This window comes from Streptomyces sp. NPDC051738 (assembly GCF_044453205.1).
Taxonomy (GTDB): Bacteria; Actinomycetota; Actinomycetes; order Streptomycetales; family Streptomycetaceae; genus Streptomyces.
The window spans coordinates 60718-82077 of sequence record NZ_JBITCM010000023.1 but is presented as its reverse complement, the minus strand read 5'-3'; the positions used below and the strand labels follow the sequence as shown (position 1 = coordinate 82077).

Annotated in this window: 23 protein-coding genes; 17 read left to right on the top strand and 6 right to left on the bottom strand. The window is 71.6% G+C overall.

What is annotated here, in order from left to right; genetic code table 11:
* The first annotated feature begins 171 nt into the window (after window positions 1-171).
* The 5 genes from ACIA8X_RS38820 to ACIA8X_RS38800 are packed head-to-tail and all read left to right on the top strand — an operon-like array spanning window position 172 to window position 4102.
* Window positions 172-357 carry a hypothetical protein gene (locus ACIA8X_RS38820; protein ID WP_393459936.1) on the top strand — a complete coding sequence of 62 codons (186 nt, stop codon included), beginning with the start codon at window positions 172-174 and terminating at the stop codon, window positions 355-357.
* A gap of 22 nt (window positions 358-379) precedes the next feature.
* Window positions 380-1117, top strand: coding sequence for a hypothetical protein (locus ACIA8X_RS38815; protein ID WP_393459933.1), 738 nt, complete (start codon window positions 380-382; stop codon window positions 1115-1117).
* Window positions 1114-2079 carry a DUF6895 family protein gene (locus ACIA8X_RS38810; protein ID WP_393459930.1) on the top strand — a complete coding sequence of 322 codons (966 nt, stop codon included), beginning with the start codon at window positions 1114-1116 and terminating at the stop codon, window positions 2077-2079. The genes ACIA8X_RS38815 and ACIA8X_RS38810 overlap by 4 nt, the downstream gene beginning before the upstream one ends.
* Window positions 2076-2996, top strand: coding sequence for a DUF6895 family protein (locus ACIA8X_RS38805; protein ID WP_399460273.1), 921 nt, complete (start codon window positions 2076-2078; stop codon window positions 2994-2996). The genes ACIA8X_RS38810 and ACIA8X_RS38805 overlap by 4 nt, the downstream gene beginning before the upstream one ends.
* A 26-nt stretch (window positions 2997-3022) precedes the next feature.
* The gene (locus ACIA8X_RS38800) at window positions 3023-4102 is read left to right on the top strand and encodes a serine hydrolase domain-containing protein (protein WP_399460307.1); all 1080 of its coding nucleotides are present in this window, start codon (window positions 3023-3025) and stop codon (window positions 4100-4102) included.
* Between the two features lie 100 nt (window positions 4103-4202).
* Here ACIA8X_RS38800 and ACIA8X_RS38795 read toward each other — a convergent pair whose 3' ends face one another.
* Window positions 4203-5570 carry an alpha-lytic protease prodomain-containing protein gene (locus ACIA8X_RS38795; RefSeq protein ID WP_399460272.1) on the bottom strand — a complete coding sequence of 456 codons (1368 nt, stop codon included), beginning with the start codon at window positions 5568-5570 and terminating at the stop codon, window positions 4203-4205.
* 343 nt (window positions 5571-5913) lie between these two features.
* On the opposite strand from ACIA8X_RS38795, the gene ACIA8X_RS38790 reads away from it, so the two are divergent.
* The 7 genes from ACIA8X_RS38790 (at window position 5914) to ACIA8X_RS38760 (ending at window position 12481) form a co-directional block, all read left to right on the top strand.
* Window positions 5914-6363, top strand: a complete 450-nt coding sequence (locus ACIA8X_RS38790; protein WP_393459921.1) for a Fur family transcriptional regulator — start codon at window positions 5914-5916, stop codon at window positions 6361-6363.
* A 24-nt stretch (window positions 6364-6387) separates the two neighbouring features.
* Entirely contained in the window at window positions 6388-8598 is a 2211-nt protein-coding gene (katG, locus tag ACIA8X_RS38785; protein ID WP_399460270.1) for a catalase/peroxidase HPI, read from the top strand.
* A gap of 230 nt (window positions 8599-8828) precedes the next feature.
* Window positions 8829-9935 carry an NAD(P)/FAD-dependent oxidoreductase gene (locus tag ACIA8X_RS38780; protein ID WP_399460269.1) on the top strand — a complete coding sequence of 369 codons (1107 nt, stop codon included), beginning with the start codon at window positions 8829-8831 and terminating at the stop codon, window positions 9933-9935.
* 178 nt (window positions 9936-10113) lie between these two features.
* Window positions 10114-10737 carry a hypothetical protein gene (locus ACIA8X_RS38775; protein ID WP_393459912.1) on the top strand — a complete coding sequence of 208 codons (624 nt, stop codon included), beginning with the start codon at window positions 10114-10116 and terminating at the stop codon, window positions 10735-10737.
* Window positions 10734-11021, top strand: a complete 288-nt coding sequence (locus ACIA8X_RS38770; protein WP_393459909.1) for a hypothetical protein — start codon at window positions 10734-10736, stop codon at window positions 11019-11021. Before ACIA8X_RS38775 ends, ACIA8X_RS38770 begins: the two co-directional genes overlap by 4 nt.
* Complete coding sequence (locus ACIA8X_RS38765) at window positions 11018-11785, top strand: metallophosphoesterase (RefSeq protein ID WP_399460268.1); 768 nt, start codon at window positions 11018-11020, stop codon at window positions 11783-11785. The genes ACIA8X_RS38770 and ACIA8X_RS38765 overlap by 4 nt, the downstream gene beginning before the upstream one ends.
* A gap of 180 nt (window positions 11786-11965) precedes the next feature.
* A complete protein-coding gene (locus ACIA8X_RS38760; RefSeq protein ID WP_399460267.1) occupies window positions 11966-12481 on the top strand; it encodes a hypothetical protein in 516 nt (171 codons plus the stop codon).
* An 84-nt stretch (window positions 12482-12565) separates the two neighbouring features.
* On the opposite strand, the gene ACIA8X_RS38755 is transcribed toward ACIA8X_RS38760, so the two are convergent.
* Together ACIA8X_RS38755 and ACIA8X_RS38750 are read right to left on the bottom strand one after the other, a co-directional pair.
* Window positions 12566-13129, bottom strand: coding sequence for a hemerythrin domain-containing protein (locus tag ACIA8X_RS38755; protein ID WP_393459900.1), 564 nt, complete (start codon window positions 13127-13129; stop codon window positions 12566-12568).
* A gap of 183 nt (window positions 13130-13312) precedes the next feature.
* Window positions 13313-13489, bottom strand: a complete 177-nt coding sequence (locus ACIA8X_RS38750; protein ID WP_393460153.1) for a hypothetical protein — start codon at window positions 13487-13489, stop codon at window positions 13313-13315.
* 448 nt (window positions 13490-13937) lie between these two features.
* Between ACIA8X_RS38750 and ACIA8X_RS38745 the strand changes: the two genes are divergently transcribed.
* Window positions 13938-14717: an SDR family NAD(P)-dependent oxidoreductase gene (locus tag ACIA8X_RS38745; protein ID WP_399460266.1), complete on the top strand. Its 780-nt coding sequence runs from the start codon at window positions 13938-13940 to the stop codon at window positions 14715-14717.
* Window positions 14718-14757: 40 nt separating this feature from the next.
* Here the strand turns inward: ACIA8X_RS38745 and ACIA8X_RS38740 are convergent, their stop codons facing one another.
* The gene (locus tag ACIA8X_RS38740) at window positions 14758-15330 is read right to left on the bottom strand and encodes a GNAT family N-acetyltransferase (protein ID WP_399460265.1); all 573 of its coding nucleotides are present in this window, start codon (window positions 15328-15330) and stop codon (window positions 14758-14760) included.
* A 37-nt stretch (window positions 15331-15367) separates the two neighbouring features.
* Window positions 15368-16021 carry a phosphoribosyltransferase gene (locus ACIA8X_RS38735; RefSeq protein WP_399460264.1) on the bottom strand — a complete coding sequence of 218 codons (654 nt, stop codon included), beginning with the start codon at window positions 16019-16021 and terminating at the stop codon, window positions 15368-15370.
* 173 nt (window positions 16022-16194) lie between these two features.
* Here ACIA8X_RS38735 and ACIA8X_RS38730 point away from each other — a divergent pair, with 173 nt between their 5' ends.
* The 3 genes from ACIA8X_RS38730 (at window position 16195) to ACIA8X_RS38720 (ending at window position 17440) form a co-directional block, all read left to right on the top strand.
* Window positions 16195-16647 (top strand): YbhB/YbcL family Raf kinase inhibitor-like protein, encoded by a 453-nt coding sequence (locus ACIA8X_RS38730; protein ID WP_399460262.1) that lies wholly within the window; start codon window positions 16195-16197, stop codon window positions 16645-16647.
* 91 nt (window positions 16648-16738) lie between these two features.
* The gene (locus ACIA8X_RS38725; protein WP_393459886.1) at window positions 16739-16978 is read left to right on the top strand and encodes a hypothetical protein; all 240 of its coding nucleotides are present in this window, start codon (window positions 16739-16741) and stop codon (window positions 16976-16978) included.
* A gap of 102 nt (window positions 16979-17080) precedes the next feature.
* Entirely contained in the window at window positions 17081-17440 is a 360-nt protein-coding gene (locus tag ACIA8X_RS38720) for a hypothetical protein (protein WP_393459883.1), read from the top strand.
* Between the two features lie 23 nt (window positions 17441-17463).
* On the opposite strand, the gene ACIA8X_RS38715 is transcribed toward ACIA8X_RS38720, so the two are convergent.
* Window positions 17464-20364 (bottom strand): glycosyl hydrolase 115 family protein, encoded by a 2901-nt coding sequence (locus tag ACIA8X_RS38715; protein WP_399460306.1) that lies wholly within the window; start codon window positions 20362-20364, stop codon window positions 17464-17466.
* Window positions 20365-20690: 326 nt separating this feature from the next.
* Here ACIA8X_RS38715 and ACIA8X_RS38710 point away from each other — a divergent pair, with 326 nt between their 5' ends.
* Window positions 20691-21332: a phosphoribosyltransferase gene (locus tag ACIA8X_RS38710; RefSeq protein WP_393459880.1), complete on the top strand. Its 642-nt coding sequence runs from the start codon at window positions 20691-20693 to the stop codon at window positions 21330-21332.
* The last annotated feature ends 28 nt before the right edge of the window (window positions 21333-21360 follow it).

The following is a 21360-nucleotide window of genomic DNA, read 5'->3' as shown; positions in this document are numbered from 1 at the left end:
CCTCATCCGCACGGTCAGGCGACGGCGCTCGCCGTGCGCGGCTCCATGCGCGGGACAGGGCGGCATGTTGAAGAAGTGGCCTATGTGCCTCCTGGGAAAAGATGCGCGCTTTGTGACCGTATGGTCACCTAGGTGTTGGAGGCTATGGCTGACCCCAGAGGAGATGGTGATATGCCGTCCATTGACAAGGCGATCGAGGAGATCACCGACGTCCGGACCGACCTCGAAGCGGCACTCGACCCCGCCGAACCCGACGGTGTCTACCGCGACAGCCGGGAGTGCGCCGCTCTGGCGCTGCTCTCCGCAGACACCAAGCTGCTGCTGTCCCCGCCGACCCCCCGGCCCAAGAAGGGCTGAGCGGACGACGGGAGCAGGCTGAATGGAGCAGTCAGGCACTTCGGCCCTCTTGCAGGGCGCGGTGCAGGACCTTGCGACCGACGTGGTCTCCGCCCTTCGGGGCGGAGACCACGTGCGCATGTCCGGCACCGGTACCGGGACCGTGGGGGAGATCGAGGGAAGCCTCGACCTCGCGGCCGTACGCGTGTTGGGAGCAGATCTGCTGCTGCCGCACGTACTCTTCCCCTCCCCGCCCGACCCGGAGGCACTCGCCGTGTTCCGGAAGACGGTGGAGGCCTTCCCACCCCGAGCCGACGCGGCTCCCACCGTCAAGTGGAGCCACTGGGCGATGAGTCGCACCCTGCGGCGGCTCGACTCGCCCCTGACCGACCCACCAGGAGCACCACCCGGTGCGCCCTTCGAGGACGAGGGCGCCGAACCCGACGCCGACTGGCTCGACGAGGCGACCTGGCAGGTGCTCACGCATCAACTCGCCGTCCTGGCACCGCTCGCGGTACCCGGCGACGACTGTGCCGTGGCCCGTGCGGCAGCGCGCCGCCCGGTCGACGTGGCCCGCGGCTTCGTACGGGCCGTGCGGCGCAGGGACTACCAGCAGGCGGCCGGCGCCGGGCGCTGGCTGACCCTGCTCGACGGGGTACCGGGCACACTCGGCCTCGAAGCCGGGCTGGACTTCGTGGAACTCATGGGCGGCAACGACCCCCGGGTGGCCCTTCAGGTACAGGCGGCCCGCGTCATGCGGACGGCCGGAGCCCTCGTATGACCGCCGTGGGTGTGACCGCCCCGGGCGTCGGCGAGATCCAAGAGGTGGGGGCAGCCGCGTTCGCCTGGCTGTCCGCCCACCGCGACGACTTCGCACTCGGCGAGGACGCGCTCACCCTCGACGGCCATGTGGACGCCACCTGGAAACCGCTCGGGGAACTGGCCCAGACGTGTGCGAGCGTCCGCTCGCACACGCGGCCGACCGACCCGCTGCACGCCCGCGCGGCCGACCTGTTGCGGTTCGCCTGGCAACAGACCGGCCGGGGCGAGCTGTTCCTCCGGCTCCAACGGCTGGAGCCCTTCGCGACGTACCCGTTGGAGATCTACTCCGTCTTCGCCGCGGCCGGGTTGCGGCACACCGGGTACGAGGCCGCGGCCGCCACGACGGCCCGTACCCGGAGCTGGCAGCTCACCGAGCAGGACCCGACCCGCCGGCTCGGCGTCCTCAGAGCCGAGCGGCGCAGCGGCATCCACCGCCCGGAGCGGGCGACGCAGGCGCTGCGGCGCACCTGGCTGGGCGGACTGCCGGAACCGTGGACCTTCGAGCGCTCCTCCGGGTACGCGCTCACCCACGTCGTCTTCCATCTCACCGACTGGGGACGCACCCCCGAGGGCGTCCCCGCCGATCTCGCCGCCTACCTGGACCACTGGCTGCCGTCCTGGCTCGACAGCTGCCTGGACGCCGGTATGTGGGACCTCAGTTGTGAGCTGCTGGTCGTGGCCGGGAGCCTGCCCCGCCCGCCCGACCCCGCGACACTTCAGCACGCCTGGACCCGGATCGCGCGGGCGCAGCACGCCTGCGGCGCGCTCCCGGAGCAGGACTTCGGGGATGTCCCCGGGGCGGATGGGGAGCCGGAGTTCCTGCGCTGCTACCACTCCACCCTGATGGCCGCCTTCGCGGCGGCACAGACCGTCAAGTGCCTGAGCGGCGAGGGCGATGAAGGACAAGGAGTGCCCGGATGACCGACACCCGACTCATGCACAACGTCGGCGTCCGCGCCCTCGAGTGGCTGTGGGCCCGTCGCGACGGATTCCGCCTGGAGCCCGACGTCGACCCCGAAGTGGGCTTCCTGGAGCGCTTCAAACCGGTCGGTGAACTGGCCCTGATCTGCCGGGTGCTGTTCCGCGAAGGCGTCGCCGGATCGCGGCAGGCCGACCTCGCGCGCCGGCTGCTCGACCACACCTGGCGGCACACCCTGGACGGCGGTCGCATGCTGGTGCGCGGCCAGCGCATCGAACCGCTCTCGCCCATCCCGTTCGAGGTGTACCTCCCGTACAAGGAACTCGGCTACAGCGAGCCCGAGGTGGAGCGCGCCACCGTCCTCTACCACCGGCTCGACAGCTGGGCGGCCCTCGAACTGGACCCGACCCGCCGCCTCGGACTGTCCGCGTTCCAGCGCCGCTTCGGCCTCACGCCCCGCGTCCTTGAGGCGGATGTCGTCGGCTCCACCTGGCTGGGCCGGACACCCGAACCCTGGACGGTCAGCGGGCACATCGCCTACGACCTCACCCACACGGTGTTCCACCTCACCGACTGGGGCGAGCACCCCGAAGGCCTGCCGCCGGACATCGCCGACTACCTCGCCACCTGGCTGCCGGTCTGGATCGACGACTGGCTGGACCTGGAGCGCTGGGACCTGCTCGGCGAACTCCTCGTCGTCGACGCCTGCCTGCCCCGCCCCACCCTGGACGAACGGGCCTGGCAGGGCTTCGCCGCCGCACAGCAGCCCGACGGCGCCATGCCCGCCGTACGGACGATGCCCGAGGGCGAACCGGACGAGGTGTTCGACATGATCTACCACCCGACGCTGGTCGCCGCCTTCGCCTCCGTGCTGGCGACCTCCCGGGCCCTCGCCGAGCTGACGCACACCAGCCCGTGACCGGCCACCCCATGACCGGCCATCTGATGACCGGCCGGCGCACCTCCTGGCCGGGCGTCACCGACGACCTGGACGAGGCCCGCACGGGCGGCGACCCCGCCGACGACGACGCGTGGCGCGAGCGGCTGGAGAGCGCCGTCGACGCCGTGGACGCGCCCGACGTCGTCTTCGCCGTCTCCCGGTCCGGTCGCCGCATGCTGCACTGCGGTGGCAGCGCCCCGCCCCCGCCGGTCCCGCGGCAGGACCTGCGCTACGAGATCGGATCGGCGTCCAAGGCGTTCACCGGACTCCTGCTGGCCCGGCTCATCCAGCGCGGCCTGCTGACCGGGGGCGAGCCCGCCGCCGTCTGCCTGGACCCGGACCGGCGCCCGGACCAGGCCCCGGTGACGCTCGCTCACCTCATCACGCACACCGCCGGACTGCCCGCCCTGCCGGCCGACTTCTATCCGCGGGCGCTGCCGGCCTGGCGTACCAACCCCTACGGCCGCTATCCGGCCGAGCGGGTCACCGACGCCTTCCTGCGCCATCGCCCCCGGCACCGGCCCGGCACCCGCTGGCACTACTCCAACTTCGGCGTCGCCGTGCTCGGCCACGCCGTCGCCGCGGCGACCGGCACGGCGTGGGCGGACCTGCTCGGCGCCCATGTGCTGCGCCCGCTCGGCCTGAGCGGCACCGCCCTGGCGGCGGACGACCCGAAGACCGACGCCGTCGGACACGGCAAGGACGGGCGCACACCCACCCGCGCCTTCGACGCCGGCGGCTTCGACGCGGCGGGTGCCGTCCGGGCCACCCCGCACGACCTGTTGACGTTCCTCGAAGCCCACCTCGACCCGGCCGGCTCACCGCTCGCCGAGTCGCTGCGGGCGGTGCGCACGCCGGTGCTCCGGCGCGGACTGGATCGCCGGCACATCCACACGGTTGCGTGGTTCCGGCATCCCACCGACGGCGGGCCGATGTACTTCCACAGCGGGGCGACCCTCGGCCAACAGGCCTTCCTGGGCTTCAGACCCGACACGGGCACGGCCCTGGTCGCGCTGTGCACCCGCCGCTTCCGCTCCCGCGACGCGTTCGTCGCCACCGCGTACGCGCTCCTCGCGCAGGAGTAGCGGGGGAGCAGCGGGGCAGCCGGGGGCCTGGTGCGGAAACGAGAGCGGGCGGTGCGGGAGCCGGACCCGCACCGCCCGAGCCGTACGACTCCTGCGTCCCCTACATCCGCTGCCACAGGGCCGGAGTGGCGACCGGCGACCAGCCGCCCTGCGCCTGGTGGGACTGCAGGCACTGGTACCGCACACCCGCGTGGGTCACGGTGGCGCCGGCCTCGTAGACCCGGCCCGCTGCCCAGGTCTCCGCGGCGTTCTCCGGCGGAGCGGGGTTGCCGGACTGGGAGGGCGCGGTCTTCAGGACGAGCCCGAAGTCGCTGAGGATCGGGTTGATCGGCTGGTAGAAGGTGGTCCCGCCGTTCGTGCAGTTGCCCGAGCCACCGGAGGTCACACCCTGTGCCTGGGAGCCGGAGACGTAGGGGCCGCCGGAGTCACCCGGTTCCGCGCACACCGTGGTCTGGGTGACGCCGTCGACGGTGCCCTGGGCGTAACTGACACTGGTGTCGTGCTGCCGGATGGTGCCGCAGTGCCAGCCGGTGGTGGAGCCGGAGCGGCAGATCGACGCCCCGACGAGCGCCTGGACCGAGCCGGTGACCTGCGTCCGCTGGCCGCCCTCCCCCTTCACCTCGGCGGTCGCGGTCCAGTCGCTGTTGACGGCGATCCAGGACATGTCCTTGCCGGGGAACGTGGATGCCTGGAACGTGCCCTGGGCGGCCATGTTGTGGCCGGTGGTCTTGTCGCCCTGGTCGCCGCAGTGGCCCGCCGAGGCGAAGCCCTGCTGCTCGTCCTTGGTGACGGAGAACCCGACGGAGCAGCGGGCGGAGCTCTCGATGTAGTAGGCGTCGCCACCCACCACGTCCTCCAGCAGCCGCGGCCGCATGGCCGACACCCGGACACCCACGTCCTTGCCCTCGACGCCGGCGGCCTTGATGAAGGCGGTGGCAGCCGACCGCTTGGTCGCCTGTACGACAACGCGGTTGGCCGGCACGTCCACGTACCAGACCGGTGTGTCGTGCGTCTTGGCGGTGCGGGCGGTCGAGTCCAGCGTGTTCTTCACGGTCTGGAGTTCGGCCAACGTCCGCTTGACGACCACGGCCTTGGCGCCCTGGGCCTTGATGGCGGACACGTCGGCGGCATCGGTGGTCGCCACGGTGAGCTCGGCGGACGTCGCCCCGCGCACCCAGGCGCCCGCGAAGTGCTTGCCGAGGGCGTTGCGGAGGCGACCCGCACGGGCGCCCGCCTCCGCCTCGTTGACCAGCCGCTCCTCCGCCTGACCAGGCTTCAGCTTCAGATCACGCTCCATGGCGCGCAGCACCGCCGCCGGCGGCCGGTCGGCGCCGAGGGTCTGCGCGGCCGTGGACGCGGGCGCGGGCGGCGGCGCGGCAGTGGCGGTCGAGGCGGCCCCGGTGAGGACGAGGGTGCCGAGAGCGGTAAGGGCGACGCGGCGGCCGGCCGCGGTATGTCTGCCGAGCATGGCGATGTACCTCCATCGAGTACGAGTGGGATGTCGGCCACGTCAAGGCCTTGACGGAAAGGCATGTCGCGATGCGGGCAGAGACGTTTTTTCGCGCTTTGGGGGACGCCGGGGGTGCCATGTGCGCTAGCGGACGGAGACGGAGGAAGGGGCGGCTCGGCGGGCAAGGTGACGTACTCCCGCTCCCGCTCCAGTGCGCGTGTCTGATATGCGGCTTCTGGTTACCCTTGCGACGGTTGCCCGGCTTCCGGTCCGGTGGTGGGGTGGCCCATGGTCGGGGTGCGCCAAAGTTTCATCATTCGTTTTCTTGAATCATTCGTGTTTAGGGAGGTAGGTTGTGGCCATGACCGCATCCCAGACACCGACCCCGGCCGAGGAGCTGCGCGGTGCCGGCCTGCGGGTGACCGCCGCGCGTGTCGCGCTGCTGGAGGCCGTCCGGGCCGGTGACCACCTCGGCGTCGAGGCCATCGCCTCCGGGGTGCGTGATCGCGTAGGCCATGTCTCCCTGCCGGCCGTGTACGAGGGCCTCCACGCACTCACCGCGGCGGGACTCATACGCCGCATCGAGCCGGCCGGCAGCCCGGCCCGGTTCGAGGGGCGCGTCGGCGACAACCACCACCACGTCGTGTGCCGGTCGTGCGGTGTCGTGGCCGACGTCGACTGCGAGGTCGGCGAGGCGCCCTGCCTGACCGCGTCCGACGACCACGGCTTCACCATCGACGAGGCCGAGGTCATCTACTGGGGCCTGTGCCCCGACTGTTCCACCGCCAACAGTGCACCCCGAGCACTGTGATTCACCTAGTTCGGAAGGTTTCCCATGGCTGAGAACCCCGATGCGATCGTCACTGACGCAAAGGCTGAGGGCACCGGTGGCTGCCCCGTCGCGCACGGTCGCGCCGCGCACCCCACGCAGGGCGGTGGCAACCGTCAGTGGTGGCCGGAGCGCCTCAACCTGAAGATCCTCGCCAAGGATCCCGTCGTGGCGAACCCGCTCGGTGAGGAGTTCGACTACGCCGAGGCGTTCCAGGCCCTCGACCTCGCGGCCGTGAAACGCGACATCGCCGAGGTTCTGACCAGTTCCCAGGACTGGTGGCCCGCCGACTTCGGCAACTACGGCCCGCTGATGATCCGTATGGCCTGGCACAGCGCCGGCACCTACCGCATCAGCGACGGCCGCGGCGGTGGCGGCCGCGGTCAGCAGCGCTTCGCGCCGCTGAACAGCTGGCCGGACAACGGCAACCTCGACAAGGCCCGCCGTCTGCTGTGGCCGGTCAAGAAGAAGTACGGCCAGGCCATCTCCTGGGCCGACCTCATGATCCTCACGGGCAACGTCGCGCTGGAGTCGATGGGCTTCGAGACCTTCGGCTTCGGCGGTGGCCGTGCCGACGTCTGGGAGGCCGACGAGGACGTCTACTGGGGTCCCGAGACCACCTGGCTGGACGACCAGCGCTACTCCGGCGACCGCGAGCTGGAGAACCCGCTCGGCGCCGTCCAGATGGGCCTGATCTACGTCAACCCCGAGGGCCCGAACGGCAACCCGGACCCGATCGCCGCGGCCCGCGACATCCGTGAGACGTTCCGCCGCATGGCGATGAACGACGAGGAGACCGTCGCCCTCATCGCCGGTGGTCACACCTTCGGCAAGACCCACGGCGCCGGCCCGGCCGACGCGGTCGGCAACGACCCCGAGGCCGCCACCATGGAGGAGCAGGGCCTGGGCTGGAAGTCCACCTACGGCTCCGGCAAGGGTGGCGACGCCATCACCTCCGGCCTGGAGGTCACCTGGACCACCAAGCCCACCCAGTGGAGCAACGACTTCTTCGACATCCTCTTCGGCTACGAGTGGGAGCTCACCCAGAGCCCCGCCGGCGCCAACCAGTGGGTGGCCAAGGACGCCGAGGCGATCATCCCCGACGCCCACAGCGACTCGAAGAAGCTGCCCACGATGCTCACCACCGACCTCTCGCTGCGCTTCGACCCGATCTACGGTCCGATCTCGAAGCGCTTCCACGAGAACCCGGCCGAGTTCGCGGACGCCTTCGCCCGCGCCTGGTACAAGCTGACCCACCGTGACCTGGGCCCGAAGTCCCTGTACCTCGGCCCGGAGGTCCCGGCGGAGACCCTGCTGTGGCAGGACCCGCTGCCCGAGGCCGAGGGCGAGGCCATCGACGCCGCCGACGTGACGGCGCTCAAGGCCAAGATCCTCGCCTCCGGCCTGACCGTCCCGCAGCTGGTCAAGGCCGCGTGGGCGTCGGCCGCCACGCACCGCGCCAGCGACAAGCGCGGCGGTGCCAACGGCGCCCGTATCCGCCTGGAGCCGCAGCGCGGCTGGCAGGTCAACGACCCGGACGAGCTCGCGCAGGTCCTGCGTGCTCTGGAGAACATCCAGGGCGAGTTCAACTCCGGCGCCAAGAAGGTCTCCCTGGCCGACCTGATCGTCCTCGGTGGCTCCGCCGCCTTGGAGAAGGCCGCCAAGGACGCCGGGGTCGACGTCGAGGTCCCGTTCGCCGCGGGCCGTGTCGACGCGACCGAGGAGCACACCGACCCCGAGTCGTTCGCGGCCCTGGAGCCGGCGTACGACGGGTTCCGCAACTACCTCGGCAAGGGCAACCGCCTGCCGGCCGAGTACCTGCTGCTGGACCGCGCCAACCTGCTCGCGCTGAGCGCCCCCGAGGCGACCGTCCTGGTCGGCGGCCTGCGTGTGCTGGACGCGAACGCGGGCGGCTCCAAGCACGGTGTCTTCACCGAGACCCCGGGCAAGCTGACCAACGACTTCTTCGTCAACCTGCTCGACCTGGGCACGACCTGGAAGTCCACCTCGGAGGACCAGACCACGTTCGAGGGCCGTGACGCCTCGGGCGAGGTCAAGTGGACCGGCACCCGTGCCGACCTCGTCTTCGGCTCGAACTCCGAGCTGCGTGCCCTCGCCGAGGTCTACGCGAGCGACGACGCCAAGGAGAAGTTCGTGAAGGACTTCGTCCAGGCGTGGGTCAAGGTCATGAACCTGGACCGGTTCGACCTCGTCTGATCCGTCCCGAGCAAGACGTCCGGGCCGGCCCGCAGGGGTCGGCCCGGACGTCTTCGTTTGCCCCCTTTCACGCGCCTCGCCTCACACGCCGCACCTTTCACAGAACGCACACTGAGCCCCATCAATTCTTTATGTTTCAAGCGATAGGCTCGCTGAAACAGGGGAGTGGCCGACGACGGCCCCCCGTCGCGTCATGCGCCCCTCCTTCCCACCAGCACAGGAGACTCGGCGTGCTCGACGGCGACGTAGTGGTGATCGGCGGCGGCTACGCCGGCGTCCGACTGGCCAAGCGACTGGACGCGATGGCGCGGGTCACGCTGGTGGACCGCAAGGAGGTCTTCTTCCACCGCATCGCCTCCCTGCGCGCCGGAGTCCGCCCGGACTGGTCGTTCACCCCGTTCATCCCGTACGACCGGCTGCTGACCAACGGCCGCGTGGCCGTCGGCAAGGCGGTCCGCATCGACACCACCGAGCGCCAGGTCGTACTGGCGACGGGGGAGCGCCTCCCGTACGACGTGCTGGTCATCGCCACCGGCGCCGACTACCCCGAACCGGCCCGCTTCACCGGCACCACCGCCGAGGAGGCGGCGAAGTCCTTCGCCGGGCACCAGCAGCAGATCGCCGGCGCCGAGCACGTCCTGGTCGTCGGCGGCGGGCCCTCCGGCGTCGAGCTCAGCGCCGAGATCCGGCTCGCCCGGCCGGACGCCCGGATCACACTCGCCCACTCCGGTCCGGAACTGCTGCACGCCACGGGCAGCACACGGGCCGGGCGCAAGGCGCGAACCTGGCTGGAGTCCCACGACGTGGACGTGCGGCTGGACGCCTTCATGTCCCCCGGGTTCGAGTTCGGCACCTATCGCGACGCCCAGGGCAACATCATCGAGGCCGACCACTCCTTCTGGGCCACCGGCACCACGCCCAACACGCTCTGGCTGCGGCTGGCCGGGTACGGTGACTGGCTCAACCCGTCGGGCCACGTGAAGGTCGACGAGGCGCTGCGCGTCCAGGGATGGCTGGACGTGTTCGCGGTCGGCGACGTGAACGACGCCACCGAGCTCAAGATCACCCCGGCCGCGCTCGCCCAGGCGGATCTGGCCGCCCACAACATCCGCACCTATCTGAACAGCGCCGGCAAGCACCGCAAGGAACCCCGCTTCTACCGGCCGATCCACCGCACCCCGATCATCGTCCCGTTCGGCCCGGCCGACGGAGTGACCCTGCTGCCCGTGCCGGGCGGCGAGACGGCGGTCCTCGGCGGCCGCACCACGACCCTGGCCAAGGCGAAGACGCTCATGACGCCGTTCATGAGACGCCAGCTCGGCTACACGGCGGCGTGAGCGGACGTAGGAGCGACGCGCCGAGCTGATCCGTCCAAGGCGCGCCGTGTCGAGGACGTGCCGCGGCGAAGTCCTGCCGTATCGACTGAGGGTGTGCCGGGTACTCGGACGCTTTCCAGCCCACGCCGGGCCCGCCACAGGGCCTGCGCCGGGCGGCGGGACGGCGAACGGAGTCGGCATGACGCGGAACCTGGCGTCGGGGGAGCCGCAGCCGCGGAACAACCGGGAACTGCCCCACGATCGCAGCCAGGCCATTCTCGAGGCGGCGAAGCAGGTCGGCGCGCTCCTGAAGGGCAAGGGGCACAGTTTCGCCCTGGCCGGCAGCGTCGCCGTCTACGCCCACGGCGGGAGCGGGCATCTGCAGCACGACGCCGACTTCTGCGTACGCCGCTCCGACGCCGAAGCGGTGGCGGACACGCTGGCCGAAGCGGGCCTGACGGTCCGGACGCCCCCGGAGGACTGGCTCATGAAGACCACGTGCTTCGGTCAGGACGTCGACTTCCTCTTCGAGCTGGCGCACCGCCCGGTCACCGCGGACGTGCTGGCCCGGGCGCAGGACGTGCCGGTCGACTCGGTGCACATGCCGGTCCTGGCGCCGACCGATCTCATGCGGGGTCTCATCGAGGCCTTCTCGGAGCACTACTGCGACTTCGGGCCGGTGCTCGCCGTCGCCCGCGCCCTGCGCGAGAAGGTCGACTGGGAGGACGTACGGAACTCGTGCGGGGACGAACCGATGCCCGCAGCGTTCTTCTTCCTCCTCGAACGCCTGAACGTCATCGCCCCACGGGAGGATCCCCGATGAACCGATACGGCGCCCGACCCGCACCCGCCACCGGCGGAGCGCAGAACCTGGACTACCGCGTGGCGCACCTCGCCGACGACCTGGCCGCCGGGGACCTCGGCGAGCTGGGCGTGCAGATCGAGATCCGTGGCGAGGCGGTTCTGCTGACCGGCACCGTGCCGTCCGTCCAGAGCCGGGACGACGTGTTCCGCACGGCCCGCGAGGAGCTGCCGGGGACCCCCGTCCACTGCGACATCGTGGTCGCGGACTCCTCCGCGCCCGACCATGCCGAGGAGGTCGAATGATCCGGATAGCGGCCGTCGGGGACATCCACCTGGGGCCCGAGAACAAGGGCCTGCTCCGTCCCTCCTTCGAGACCCTGCCCGACTGCGCCGACGTCCTGCTGCTCGCCGGCGACCTCACCCGGCACGGCACCCCGGAGGAGGCCCTGGTGGTCGCGCGCGAGGTCGAGGGCCTGGCGGTCCCCGTGGTCGCGGTGCTGGGCAACCACGATCACCATGCCGACTGCCCCGAGGAGGTCACCGCCGTGCTCCAGGACGCGGGCGTACGGGTCCTGGAAGGGCAGGCGACCGTGGTGGGCAACGGCGACGCGCGGATCGGCGTGGCCGGTACGAAGGGGTTCGGCGGGGGATTCGTGGGGCGCTGCGCCGGTGAGTTCGGGGAGCCGGTCATGAAGGAGTTCGTCAGGTACGCGCGCCGGCACGCCGACACCCTGCGGGCCTCCCTGCTGGAACTGGCGGGGCAGGACTGCGACGTACGCATCGCCCTCACCCACTTCTCCCCGGTCCCCGACACGCTGGCCGGCGAACACCCCGAGATCTACCCGTTCCTCGGCAGCTACCTTCTGGCCGAGGCGATCGACGCCGCGGGCGCCGACCTCGCGGTGCACGGACACGCACACCTCGGCACGGAGCACGGCATGACCAGCGGAGGCGTGAAGGTACGCAACGTCGCCCAGCCCGTCATCGGCCGGGCGTTCCACGTCTACCACCTGGCGAAGCCTGAACGGATGCCGGCGGACGCCTCGGGTGGGCGGGTGACGGGCTGAGCGCGCCGCCGTGGTGGTCGGAGCGGTGAGGGAGGAGGCCTGTGTGGGCGAGGACACCTCACTCACCGGCGAGGAGGCATGTCCGCTGCCGGGGACACCGGGCTACCGTTGAGGGACCCCGTTGACCTGTTGGACTCCGCTCCATCGCCCGTAATCGCCCGTACCCCGGACGGCCCGTCAGTGCTTGCAGATCTCTCCCCGCTCATCGCGGCGACCACTCAGTGGCTCACCCGTGCCTACCCCGCGTGCGGCGGCGCGCTGGCCGCCGCCCTGGGCGAGATGCAGGCCCGGCAGGCCGTGACGGTGGCGGCGTGGCTGCGGTACCCGACGCCGACAGACGCCGCACTCGTCGGGATGGCGGGTCCCGGCGGCTCGGCCGGCCTGGACTGGATCACCGGCGCGGACGCGACCATGCACGACTGCGCCTGGCGCACCTGGGTCGACGAGGTTGTGGCGAGTTGGGCGGCCTGCCTGCTCACCGACGCCGAGCTGGCCCATACGGCGGTCGCCGCCATCGCCGACGGCGGCCATACGGCCGGCACGCCGATCGAGTTCCGGCGCCTGGTCGCGCCCGGCGAGCGCGACCGCGAGGCGGCGCCACTGCTGCGCCACCCGGACCTCCTCGCCCCCGTGGCGGCCTTGCACCGCACCGCGCTTCACGAGCGCCTCGGCCCGGGGCGAGCGCTCATCGCCTGAGCCTCGGCCTCGACGCTTACGACAGGCGCACACGCCGCGCCCGTCGCTCCGGGCCGTCGGGCAGCCGTGCCCCCGGTTTCCGGATCAGTCCTTCTTGCCGCGTCCCGTCAGCGCGTCCCGCAGGCGGTCGACCAGGCCGACTCCCGGGGCCAGCAGCTTGTTGGCCGGCGGCTTGTCCGGGGCGGACGGATGCGGACGGGTCGGTGCCACCTTCTTCGCCTGACGCACCTTGTCGCCCAGGTCATCGAGTGTGCCAGCGGGGCAGGCCGCGCGGAGCCTCGGGAAGAGGTTCTCCTCCTCGTCGGTCAGGTGCGAGCGGATCTCCGTCATCAGCATCCCGATGAGACGGTCGAACTCGGGATCGTCGGCGTCGCACCCCTCCAGGTCCTTCATGATCCGCTCGGCCCTGGAGTGATCGTCGATCTCCTGGTCGGCCAGGGCGTCCCCGCCGGGCACATGCTGCCGCACGGCCGGGTACAGGTAGGCCTCCTCGGCCACCGAGTGCCGGACCAGCTCCATCGTGGCCTGGTCGGCGTACACCTTGCGGTCCTTGTCACCGTGCGGCAGACCCTCGATCCGGCCGAAGAGCTCCTCGACCTCGCGGTGATCGGTCACCAGTTCCTCGATGACGTCCCCACCATGACCCATGTCCTTCACCTCCAGCGTCGGAAACGGCGGTCCGGACCGACCCGCCGAGCGCTCCGAGTGCCCCTGGCCGACGGACTCACACAGACAGGGCCGCCGAACCGAGACGTTGCCGGAAGCCGGAGGAGATGGCGATTCGCCGCCCGAGCGCGTCGCTCCCGGGCGGCTCCCGCGTGTGGCGCTCCGTCAGGAGCCGCTGTCGGCGGCGGGGACGGCCTCGGCCGTTTCGGGGATGTCGTCACGCTCGCCCTCGGCCTGCGAGGGCGTCGTGTACTCCGGAGTCGGATGATCGGCCCTGGGGGTGTCCGCGTCGTCACGCTCGCCCTCGGCCTGCGACGGGGTGTGATGGCTGACGCTCATCATGATCGTCCCTCCTGCGCACGGGACTGTCGGTCGGCCCTCCGCGCAGCACAAGAGGGCCCGGCACCGTCGAGCACAGGACCGGGTACCCCGGTCGCACACCGGTGACACGGTGCCGGGGGTCGCGCGAGCGGGCGTAATGGCTGTGCGGGTGCCGCCTCTACTCACCCTCGTATTCGCCGCCGAGCCGGAGCGGCGCCCATCAGCGCCCCGAACCCCCGGCAGCCCGCACCCCAGCCGCAGCGCCCCCCCCCGAGCGCAGGCATCGCCCACCGGTGACCCGGTGCCGGGCCGCGCGAGCAGGCGTAGTGGCTGTGCGGGCGCCACGCCTACCCCCTCGTGCTGGCCGCCGAACCGGAGCGGCGCCCACCAGCGCCTCCCCCCCCCGAGCCCCAGTCTCACCGCACGCCCCAAGCGCAAGCGCGCTGACCCCCCGGCCTAAGGTGCGGGCATGATCGCGCAGACGTACCTCTCCGAACTGTTCTCGCTGGACGGCCGTGTCGCCGTGGTGACCGGGGGCAGTTCCGGCATCGGTCGGGCCATCGCCGAGGCCCTCGCACGTGCGGGGGCGAGTGTCGTGGTCGTGGCGCGTAGGGAGGCGGAGCTGGTGGCGACGGTTGGTGAGCTGGCGGCGTACGGCTGCCGGGTCGCCTGGGTGAGCGCGGACCTGGGCACGCGGGACGGCGTGCGTACGGCGGCCGAGGGGGCGGCCGAGATGTTCGGGGAGCCCGACATCCTCGTCAACTGCGCCGGTATCAATCTGCGGCCCCCGATGGGCGAGCTCGGCGAGGACGTGTGGGACACGACCATGGCCGTGAACCTGGAGGCGCCCTATCTGCTGGGGCAGCGGTTCGGGCCGGGCATGGCCGAGCGGGAGTTCGGGCGGATCATCCACGTCACCTCCCAGCAGGCGCACCGGGCCTTCGTCCAGAGCGGTGCCTACGGCGTCTCCAAGGGCGCGCTGGAGTCGCTGGCCCGTTCCCAGGCGGAGGCCTGGTCGCCGTACGGCGTCACCTGCAACACACTCGTGCCGGGTTTCGTCATGACGCCTCTCAACGCACGCCTGTCGTCCGACGCCGAGAAGGTGGCCGCGCTCGCCGCGCGCACGATGGCCGGGCGCAATGGCGTGGCCGAGGACTTCGCCGGTGCGGCGGTGTTCCTCGCGAGCCGCGCCTCCGCCTACGTCACCGGGCAGGCGATCTTCGTCGACGGCGGGTTCTCGGTGCACTGAGCCCGGGAGCGGGGGAGGGGAAGTGCGCGCGGTTCGCCGGTCAGCGCAGGTCGAGCCGCATCAGGATCCGGGGATGACCGGCCAGCACCGAGGTGGTGTCGGCGGCGTGGACGAACCCGGCGCGTTCGAAGTTCTTGCGGAGCCCGGCGTACGCCATGGTCAGGTCCACCTTGGCGTCGCCGTTGTCCAGGGGGTAAGCCTCGATCACCGGGGCGCCCCGTTCGCGGGCGAACTCGACCGCGCCGGCGATGAGGGGGTGGGTGATCCCCTGCTTGCGGTGGCCGGCGCGTACGCGGATGCACCACAGCGACCAGACGGGCAGATCGTCGACGTGCGGGATCTTGCGGTTGCGCGCGAAGGTGGTGTCCGAGCGGGGCGCCACCGCGGCCCAGCCGACGGGCTCGTCACCGTCGTAGGCGAGCACTCCCGGAGGGGGATCGGCGCCGCACAACTCGGCCACGTACTCACCGCGGGCCGGTCCACGGAGCTCGTTGTTGAGCTTGGACGGGATGCGGTAGCTCAGGCACCAACAGACGTTCGCTCCGGGCGACTTCGGGCCCAGCACCTTGCGGACGTCCTCGAAGACCGAGGCCGGGCGAACGTCGATGGTCATGGCTCCACCATGTCACGGCCGCGGTGACCGGCCCGCGTCACGCCGTGGCGTGGAACGCCTGCAGAGTGTCCGCGACCTGCCCGTCGGAGACCTGACCGAAGTCCTCGTACCACTCACCGACCGCGTGGAGCGACGGCGGCTGCTCCAGGCACACCAGGTCGTCGCACTCGGTGCGGAGGGCGGCCGTCGTCCGTGGGCTGCCGACGGGGACCGCCAGGAGCAGCCGGGCCGGACCGTGGCGGCGGAGGAAACGCAGCGCCACCAGGGCGGTCAGGCCGGTGGTCAGGCCGTCGTCGACGAGGACGACCGTGCGCCCGTCGACGGAGGGGGCCGGGCGGCGGCCACGGTAGGCGTACTCGCGGCGTTGCAGATCGGTGCGCTCGCGGGCGATGACATCGCCGAGCCGGTCCTCGGACAGATGCATCATGGCGAGGCTCTGCCGGTCGTACAGCGGCGGATCGTCGCCGACGATCGCGCCGATGACCGTCTCGGGCCGGATCGGGGTGCTGATCTCGTGGGCGACCAGCACGTCCAGGGGGGCGTGCAGCCCACGGGCCACCTCCGCGGCGACGGGCACGCCGCCGTTCGGCAGGGCCAGCACGAGCGGATCGACGAGGTCGCCGGAGCCGGCCCACTCGATCAGCCGCAGGGCGAGTTCCTGTCCGGCGTGGGTACGGTCGCGGAATGACACGGCGCTGCTCCCTCCAGGTCGGCGCAGCGGCCGGGTTCCCGGCGTGGCCCACGGCGAAACGACGCGCAACCGTAAATCGTGGGCGCGGCGGTGTTCTCCCTGGTGGGCGCCTTAGTCGGGCCGACTCCCCGGCATCACGTGTGGTCCGCGCCCCAAGGGGTACTGCGGCGCGCATGACAGGCATCGACCTCAAGAGCTCCGCGTTCGACGACCACGAGACGATCCCGCGTCGCCACGCCATGGAGGGGGACAACGTCTCCCCGCCCCTGACCTGGTCCGGAGTGCCCGACGAGGCCGTGGAGCTGGCCCTGCTGTGCGAGGACCCGGACGCGCCGTCCGGGACCTTCGTCCACTGGCTGGTCACCGGCATCGATCCGCGCACGGAGGGGCTTCCGACGGGCTGGGCGGCCCCGGGCGGCCACCCGCACACCAACGGCTACGGGCAGTGGGGCTGGGGCGGTCCGCAACCCCCGGCCGGCGACCGGGCGCACCGGTACTTCTTCCGCCTCTACGCCCTCCCGGGCCACGTCTCCATCCCGGAAGCGGCCACGGCGGACGAGGCACACCGGGTGCTCGACCAGCAGCAGTTGGCCAGCGGAACACTTGTCGGGCTGTACCAACGCTGAGAGCTGGCCCGAACCGGCGCAACGGACGGACGAGCGAGTTCGTCCGGCACGCCGGGCTGCGTACGGGCCCTCCAGAGCGCATGGTGGTGGCATGAACACGCGTCCCCCCGTGGTGGTCCTGCCGCCCGCGTCGGACGGCGGGCGGCAGGTGACCATCCACGGCAAGCCTGCGGGCACCGCGTACAGCCTGTTCGACGTGCTGGACCTGGTGCATCGCGCGGACCTGCCCACCGAGGACCGGGCCGTCGACGACGCCGAGCTGATCGAGTGGCGCGGCGGCGGGCCGTACGACTGGAACGAGGCCGACACGCCCGGTACGGCGGGCGGGTGACCCGGGAGCCACCCTCGGATGTCCGAGGTTCCCGCCGGAGCGCCACTGACCTTCACTGAGGGTGGCAACTCCGAACGGAACCACGACATCACGGGGACACGCATGAATCGCAGGAAGAGCATCTTCGCAGCCGGCCTGGCCACCACGGTCTCGGCCCTGGCCCTCACCGTCGGCGGTATGGCCGCCCCCGCCCAGGCCGCGGCGTCCGGCGAGGCCGCGACCATGGCGGGCACCGTCGACTGCGACGGCTGGGTGCACAACAACAACCCGGACCATGGCATCGCGGGCTGCAAGAACAACACCGACCGCACCGTCACCTTCCGCGCCGAGGTCGTCTGCGGCAGGGCCTTCGACGTCTCCGGCCAGTGGGTGACGCTGGCTCCCGGCCAGTACAACGAGTCGTCGGCCGTCTGCCCCATCTACAGCACGGGCGTCGGCGGCGTCGGCTGGACCATCGAGTAGATCGAGTAGAAGGAGCGGGAGGGCTACCGGCCCGGCGTACCGTCCGGGTCGGGGTTGAACACCGGGTGGAAGCTCTCCGGCGGGGCCAGATAGCTGACCGGCAGCCCACCGGTGTCGACGACGATCTGGTCGACGGCGATACCCGGATCGACCATGAAGAGCCGCAGCACATGCTCGCCGGGCTCGCTCACCGTCACCGTCGCGGTCAGCTTCTCCACACCGTCCTCCACATTGCGGGCCCAGGCGTCGCCCCGGTTGCCGGTGGCGACGGCCTGGCCGGTGAGGACGGTGGCCGGCTGGTCGTCGAGCGCGAGGGCCAGCCGGCGGTGGCCGCGTTCGTCGAGGGAGGGCAGCCGGAAGACGGTGACCGGGAAGCGACCGGTGCCGCCGAAGCGCACCCGGTATCTCAACTCCGGTGCCCTGGCGGCGAGTTCGTCGGTCACCGGGGCCGCCGTCGACGGCACCGCCTCCATGGCGCCGGTACGGCGACCCAGCCCGCGCACCACACGCCAGCGGGCCCCACCGCGCGCCACCCGGTGGTCGGCGTGCACGGCGTCGATCGAGACGTACCCGTGGGCCTCCACGAACCCACGCGCCCGTCGCCGCCCCCGCTCACCGTCGTTGACCACCCGCAACGGCACCTCGACCCGCTGCCCGGCCCCGCTGACGGCGATCGTCGCGTCGTACGTGCCCTCGGGAATCCGAGCCCAGTCGATCTCCACCCACACCCGGGTCTGCTCGGCCACCGAACCGCCCGCCGTGCTCAGCAGCACCCAGGGACGGCTCGCCTCGGCCGACCAGTCCAGCGGCAGGAAACCGGTGTTGAAGACGTCGAGGAAACGCCGGTCCCGGGTGTAGGACGAGAAGGACAACGGCCGGTCCGCCCCCGTCTGGTTGCCCTCGGCGGCCACACCCAGCCCCGAGGTCTCCTGCCGGGCGATCCTGGTGACCGCCGGGCGGCCCGGGGCCTTCGGGATCTGCGACGGGTACGGGTTGACGATCCCGTCCCATTTCCCGCCCGCCACCTCGGTGTTGTACCGCTTGGTGAGCGCCGCCTCCTCGGCATGGGCCGCCTCGGCCAGGTCGGCGAAACGGTTGGTCCCGGCCCCGCGTCCCTGCCGGACCGCGAGCGCGTTGCGGTCCGCCCAGTAGTACTTCAGGTTCATCAAGTACGCACCGTGCGCCGGGTACTCGACCAGTTCGTAGAAGGCGTCCCGGTAGGCCTCGGGCAGCTTGGCCTCCAGGGCCCGGATCCGCTCCAGCAACCGCTCGTACGCGGCCATGCGGCGGCCCGCCTCGTCGCCGTGATGGACCGTGGAGATCAGTCCGCCGGCGATGAACTCAGGGCGCAGTTCGGCCGCGAGCCGGTAGTACTCGGTGCGGATGGCGGCGATCTCCCGACCGTGGCGGTGCCCGAACTGCCGCCCGGCCCACTCCGCGAGGAAGTCCTCGACGTCGTCGGCACCCCACCGGTCCACGTCCCAGGCCATGTCCATCGAGAAGGACAGCCCGGTCTCGATCGACTTGATGTCACCGACGTTGAAGATCCACATCCGGTCGACGCCGTGCTCGTACACCCGCCGCAACTCCTGCCAGACCTTGGCGAGTTGGGTGGTGTCGAGCCACAGATAGCTCTTCGGGCGGCCCCAGTAGGAGAGGTGGTAGTAGATCCCGTTGCCACCCGTACGGCTGCGCTCGGCGTCGTTCGGGAGCTGGCGCATGTTGCCGTGGTTGTCGTCCGGCCAGATCAGCGTGACGTCGTCGGGGACCTGGACGCCCGCGTTGTACAGCTCCAGGACCTCCTTGTACGGGATGAAGATCTGCGGCTCGACGGCCGCCCCGACCTCCTCGGCCAGGATGCGGCGCTGGTCGGCGATGATGTCGTTCATCACCGCGACCTTCTCGCGGATCGTCGTCGCGTACTTGGTCTCCAGGGCGCTGTCGTGCAGCCCGCGCATCCCGATCGTCCAGCTGCTCTCGTACCCGGCGTTCTGCCTCGCCCGGGCTCTCCAGTAGTCGGAGATGACGGCCGGGTTCACCGTGTAGTCGTACACCGGCAGGGTGCCGTCCGGGCCGGGATGCTCCCGCGCCCACGGCTCCCACTCGTGGACGCCGTTGCGCAGCAGGGCCTCGGGGTGGCTGGAGCCGACGACGATGCCGTAGCGGTCGGCCAGTTCGGGGTTCTCGCGGTGCTTGTTGAAGAAGTCGGAGTACGGATGCATCGCCGGCCACAGGTAGTTGGCCTTGAGGCGGAGCAGCAGCTCGAAGACGCGCTTGTACGTCTCCGGGCCGATGTTCTTGTCCGGCTCCTGGGTGCGGTGCGACCAAGTGGTGAGGTTCTGCTCGTCGTTGATGAAGATGCCCCGGTAACGCACCGACGGCTCGTACCGCTTGAGCGGTCCCGCGGGCACGGTCACCGTGTCGCGTCGGGGCACGGGGACATCGGCCCACCAGTACCACGGGGAGACCCCGATGCGCTCCGACGTGTCGTAGATGCCGTAGACGGTGCCGCGCCGGTCACTGCCCGCGATCACCAGGGCCCGCTCCACCCCGGGCAGCGGACGCTCCACCACCTGCGTCACCGACGCCTCCCAGCGCCCTTTCACCCGCGTGACGTCCAGGCGTCCCTGCGCGACGAGCCGATCGACGACAGGGCTGGCGCCGAGGGTGCCGATCAGGACGAGGCCTGCGGCAGTCGTCTCCGGAAGGGTGTGGCGCAGCTCCGGCCGTACTCCGCCGACCCGTTCGACGTCCGCCACGAGATCGCCGGCCGCGCGGATCACCGCGGGGTCGTCGGCACCGTCGACGTACACATCGACGGCGGTGCCGCCGCGCACCAGCGGGAAGTCGGGACGGTCCGGCGCGGCGGTCGCGGCCGCGGGGAGGAGGCCCGGCAGCAGTGGGGCCGCTCCCGCGGCGGCCATTCCTCGCAGGAAGGACTTGCGGGTCCACAGGTGGGACGAGCGGGATGAGCGGGGCGAGCGGGGCGAGTCGTGGTGCGGCACGAGACGCTTCCTTTCCACACATGACTGAAGGGGAGGTCCGACTGAAGGGGGAGGTCCGACTTGGCATGGTCAGGCTAGAAAGCGCTTGCTGTTGGGAACCCTAGGCGAGGTCCGTCAGGGGGTCCAGACCCGTGCGGAGGGGGAAGGCGGGACTGCTGCGGTGTGTCCGGCGAGCGCCGTGGTGTGTCCGGTTCCTGTGGGTGGGGTACGCGGCGACGGACGGAAACGGACGGAAGGGGAAGCCCATGCAGTTCCGTGACCGCCAGGAGGCCGGGCGGGAGCTGGCGGAGCAGCTGCGCATCCGACAGGACAAGGGCACCCTCGCGCACCCCGTCGTCCTCGCGCTGCCCAGAGGCGGCGTCGCGGTCGCCCGGGAGATCGCCCAGGTGTTGGAGGCCCCGCTGGACGTGCTCGTCGTACGCAAGATCGGCGCCCCGTTCCATGAGGAGTTCGGGGTCGGCGCGCTCGCGGGCGACGACCCTCCGCTCTTCGACGAAACGACGCTGTACCGGCTGGGGCTGAGCGAGGCCGATCTGGCGTCGGTGGTGGAGCGGGAGCGCAAGGAGCTGCGGCGGCGCGAGGAGCGGTATCGGCAGGGCCGGCCGGCTCCGGAGCTGCACGGCCGTACCGCCGTCGTGGTCGACGACGGGGTCGCGACCGGCTCGACCGCGCGGGTCGCCGTGCGCGCCGTACGCAACCGGGAGCCCGAGCGCCTGGTGCTGGCCGTACCGGTCTGTGCGCCGGAGGCGGCCGAGGAACTGCGCCGGGAGGTCGACGAGTTCGTCTGCCTGCACGAGCCGAGGCTGTTCAGCTCGGTGGGCGAGTGGTACCAGGACTTCGGTCAGCTGACCGACGCCGATGTGCTGGAGGCGCTGCGCGGCGAGTGAGGGGCACGGTGGCTCGGGCGGCTGGGGA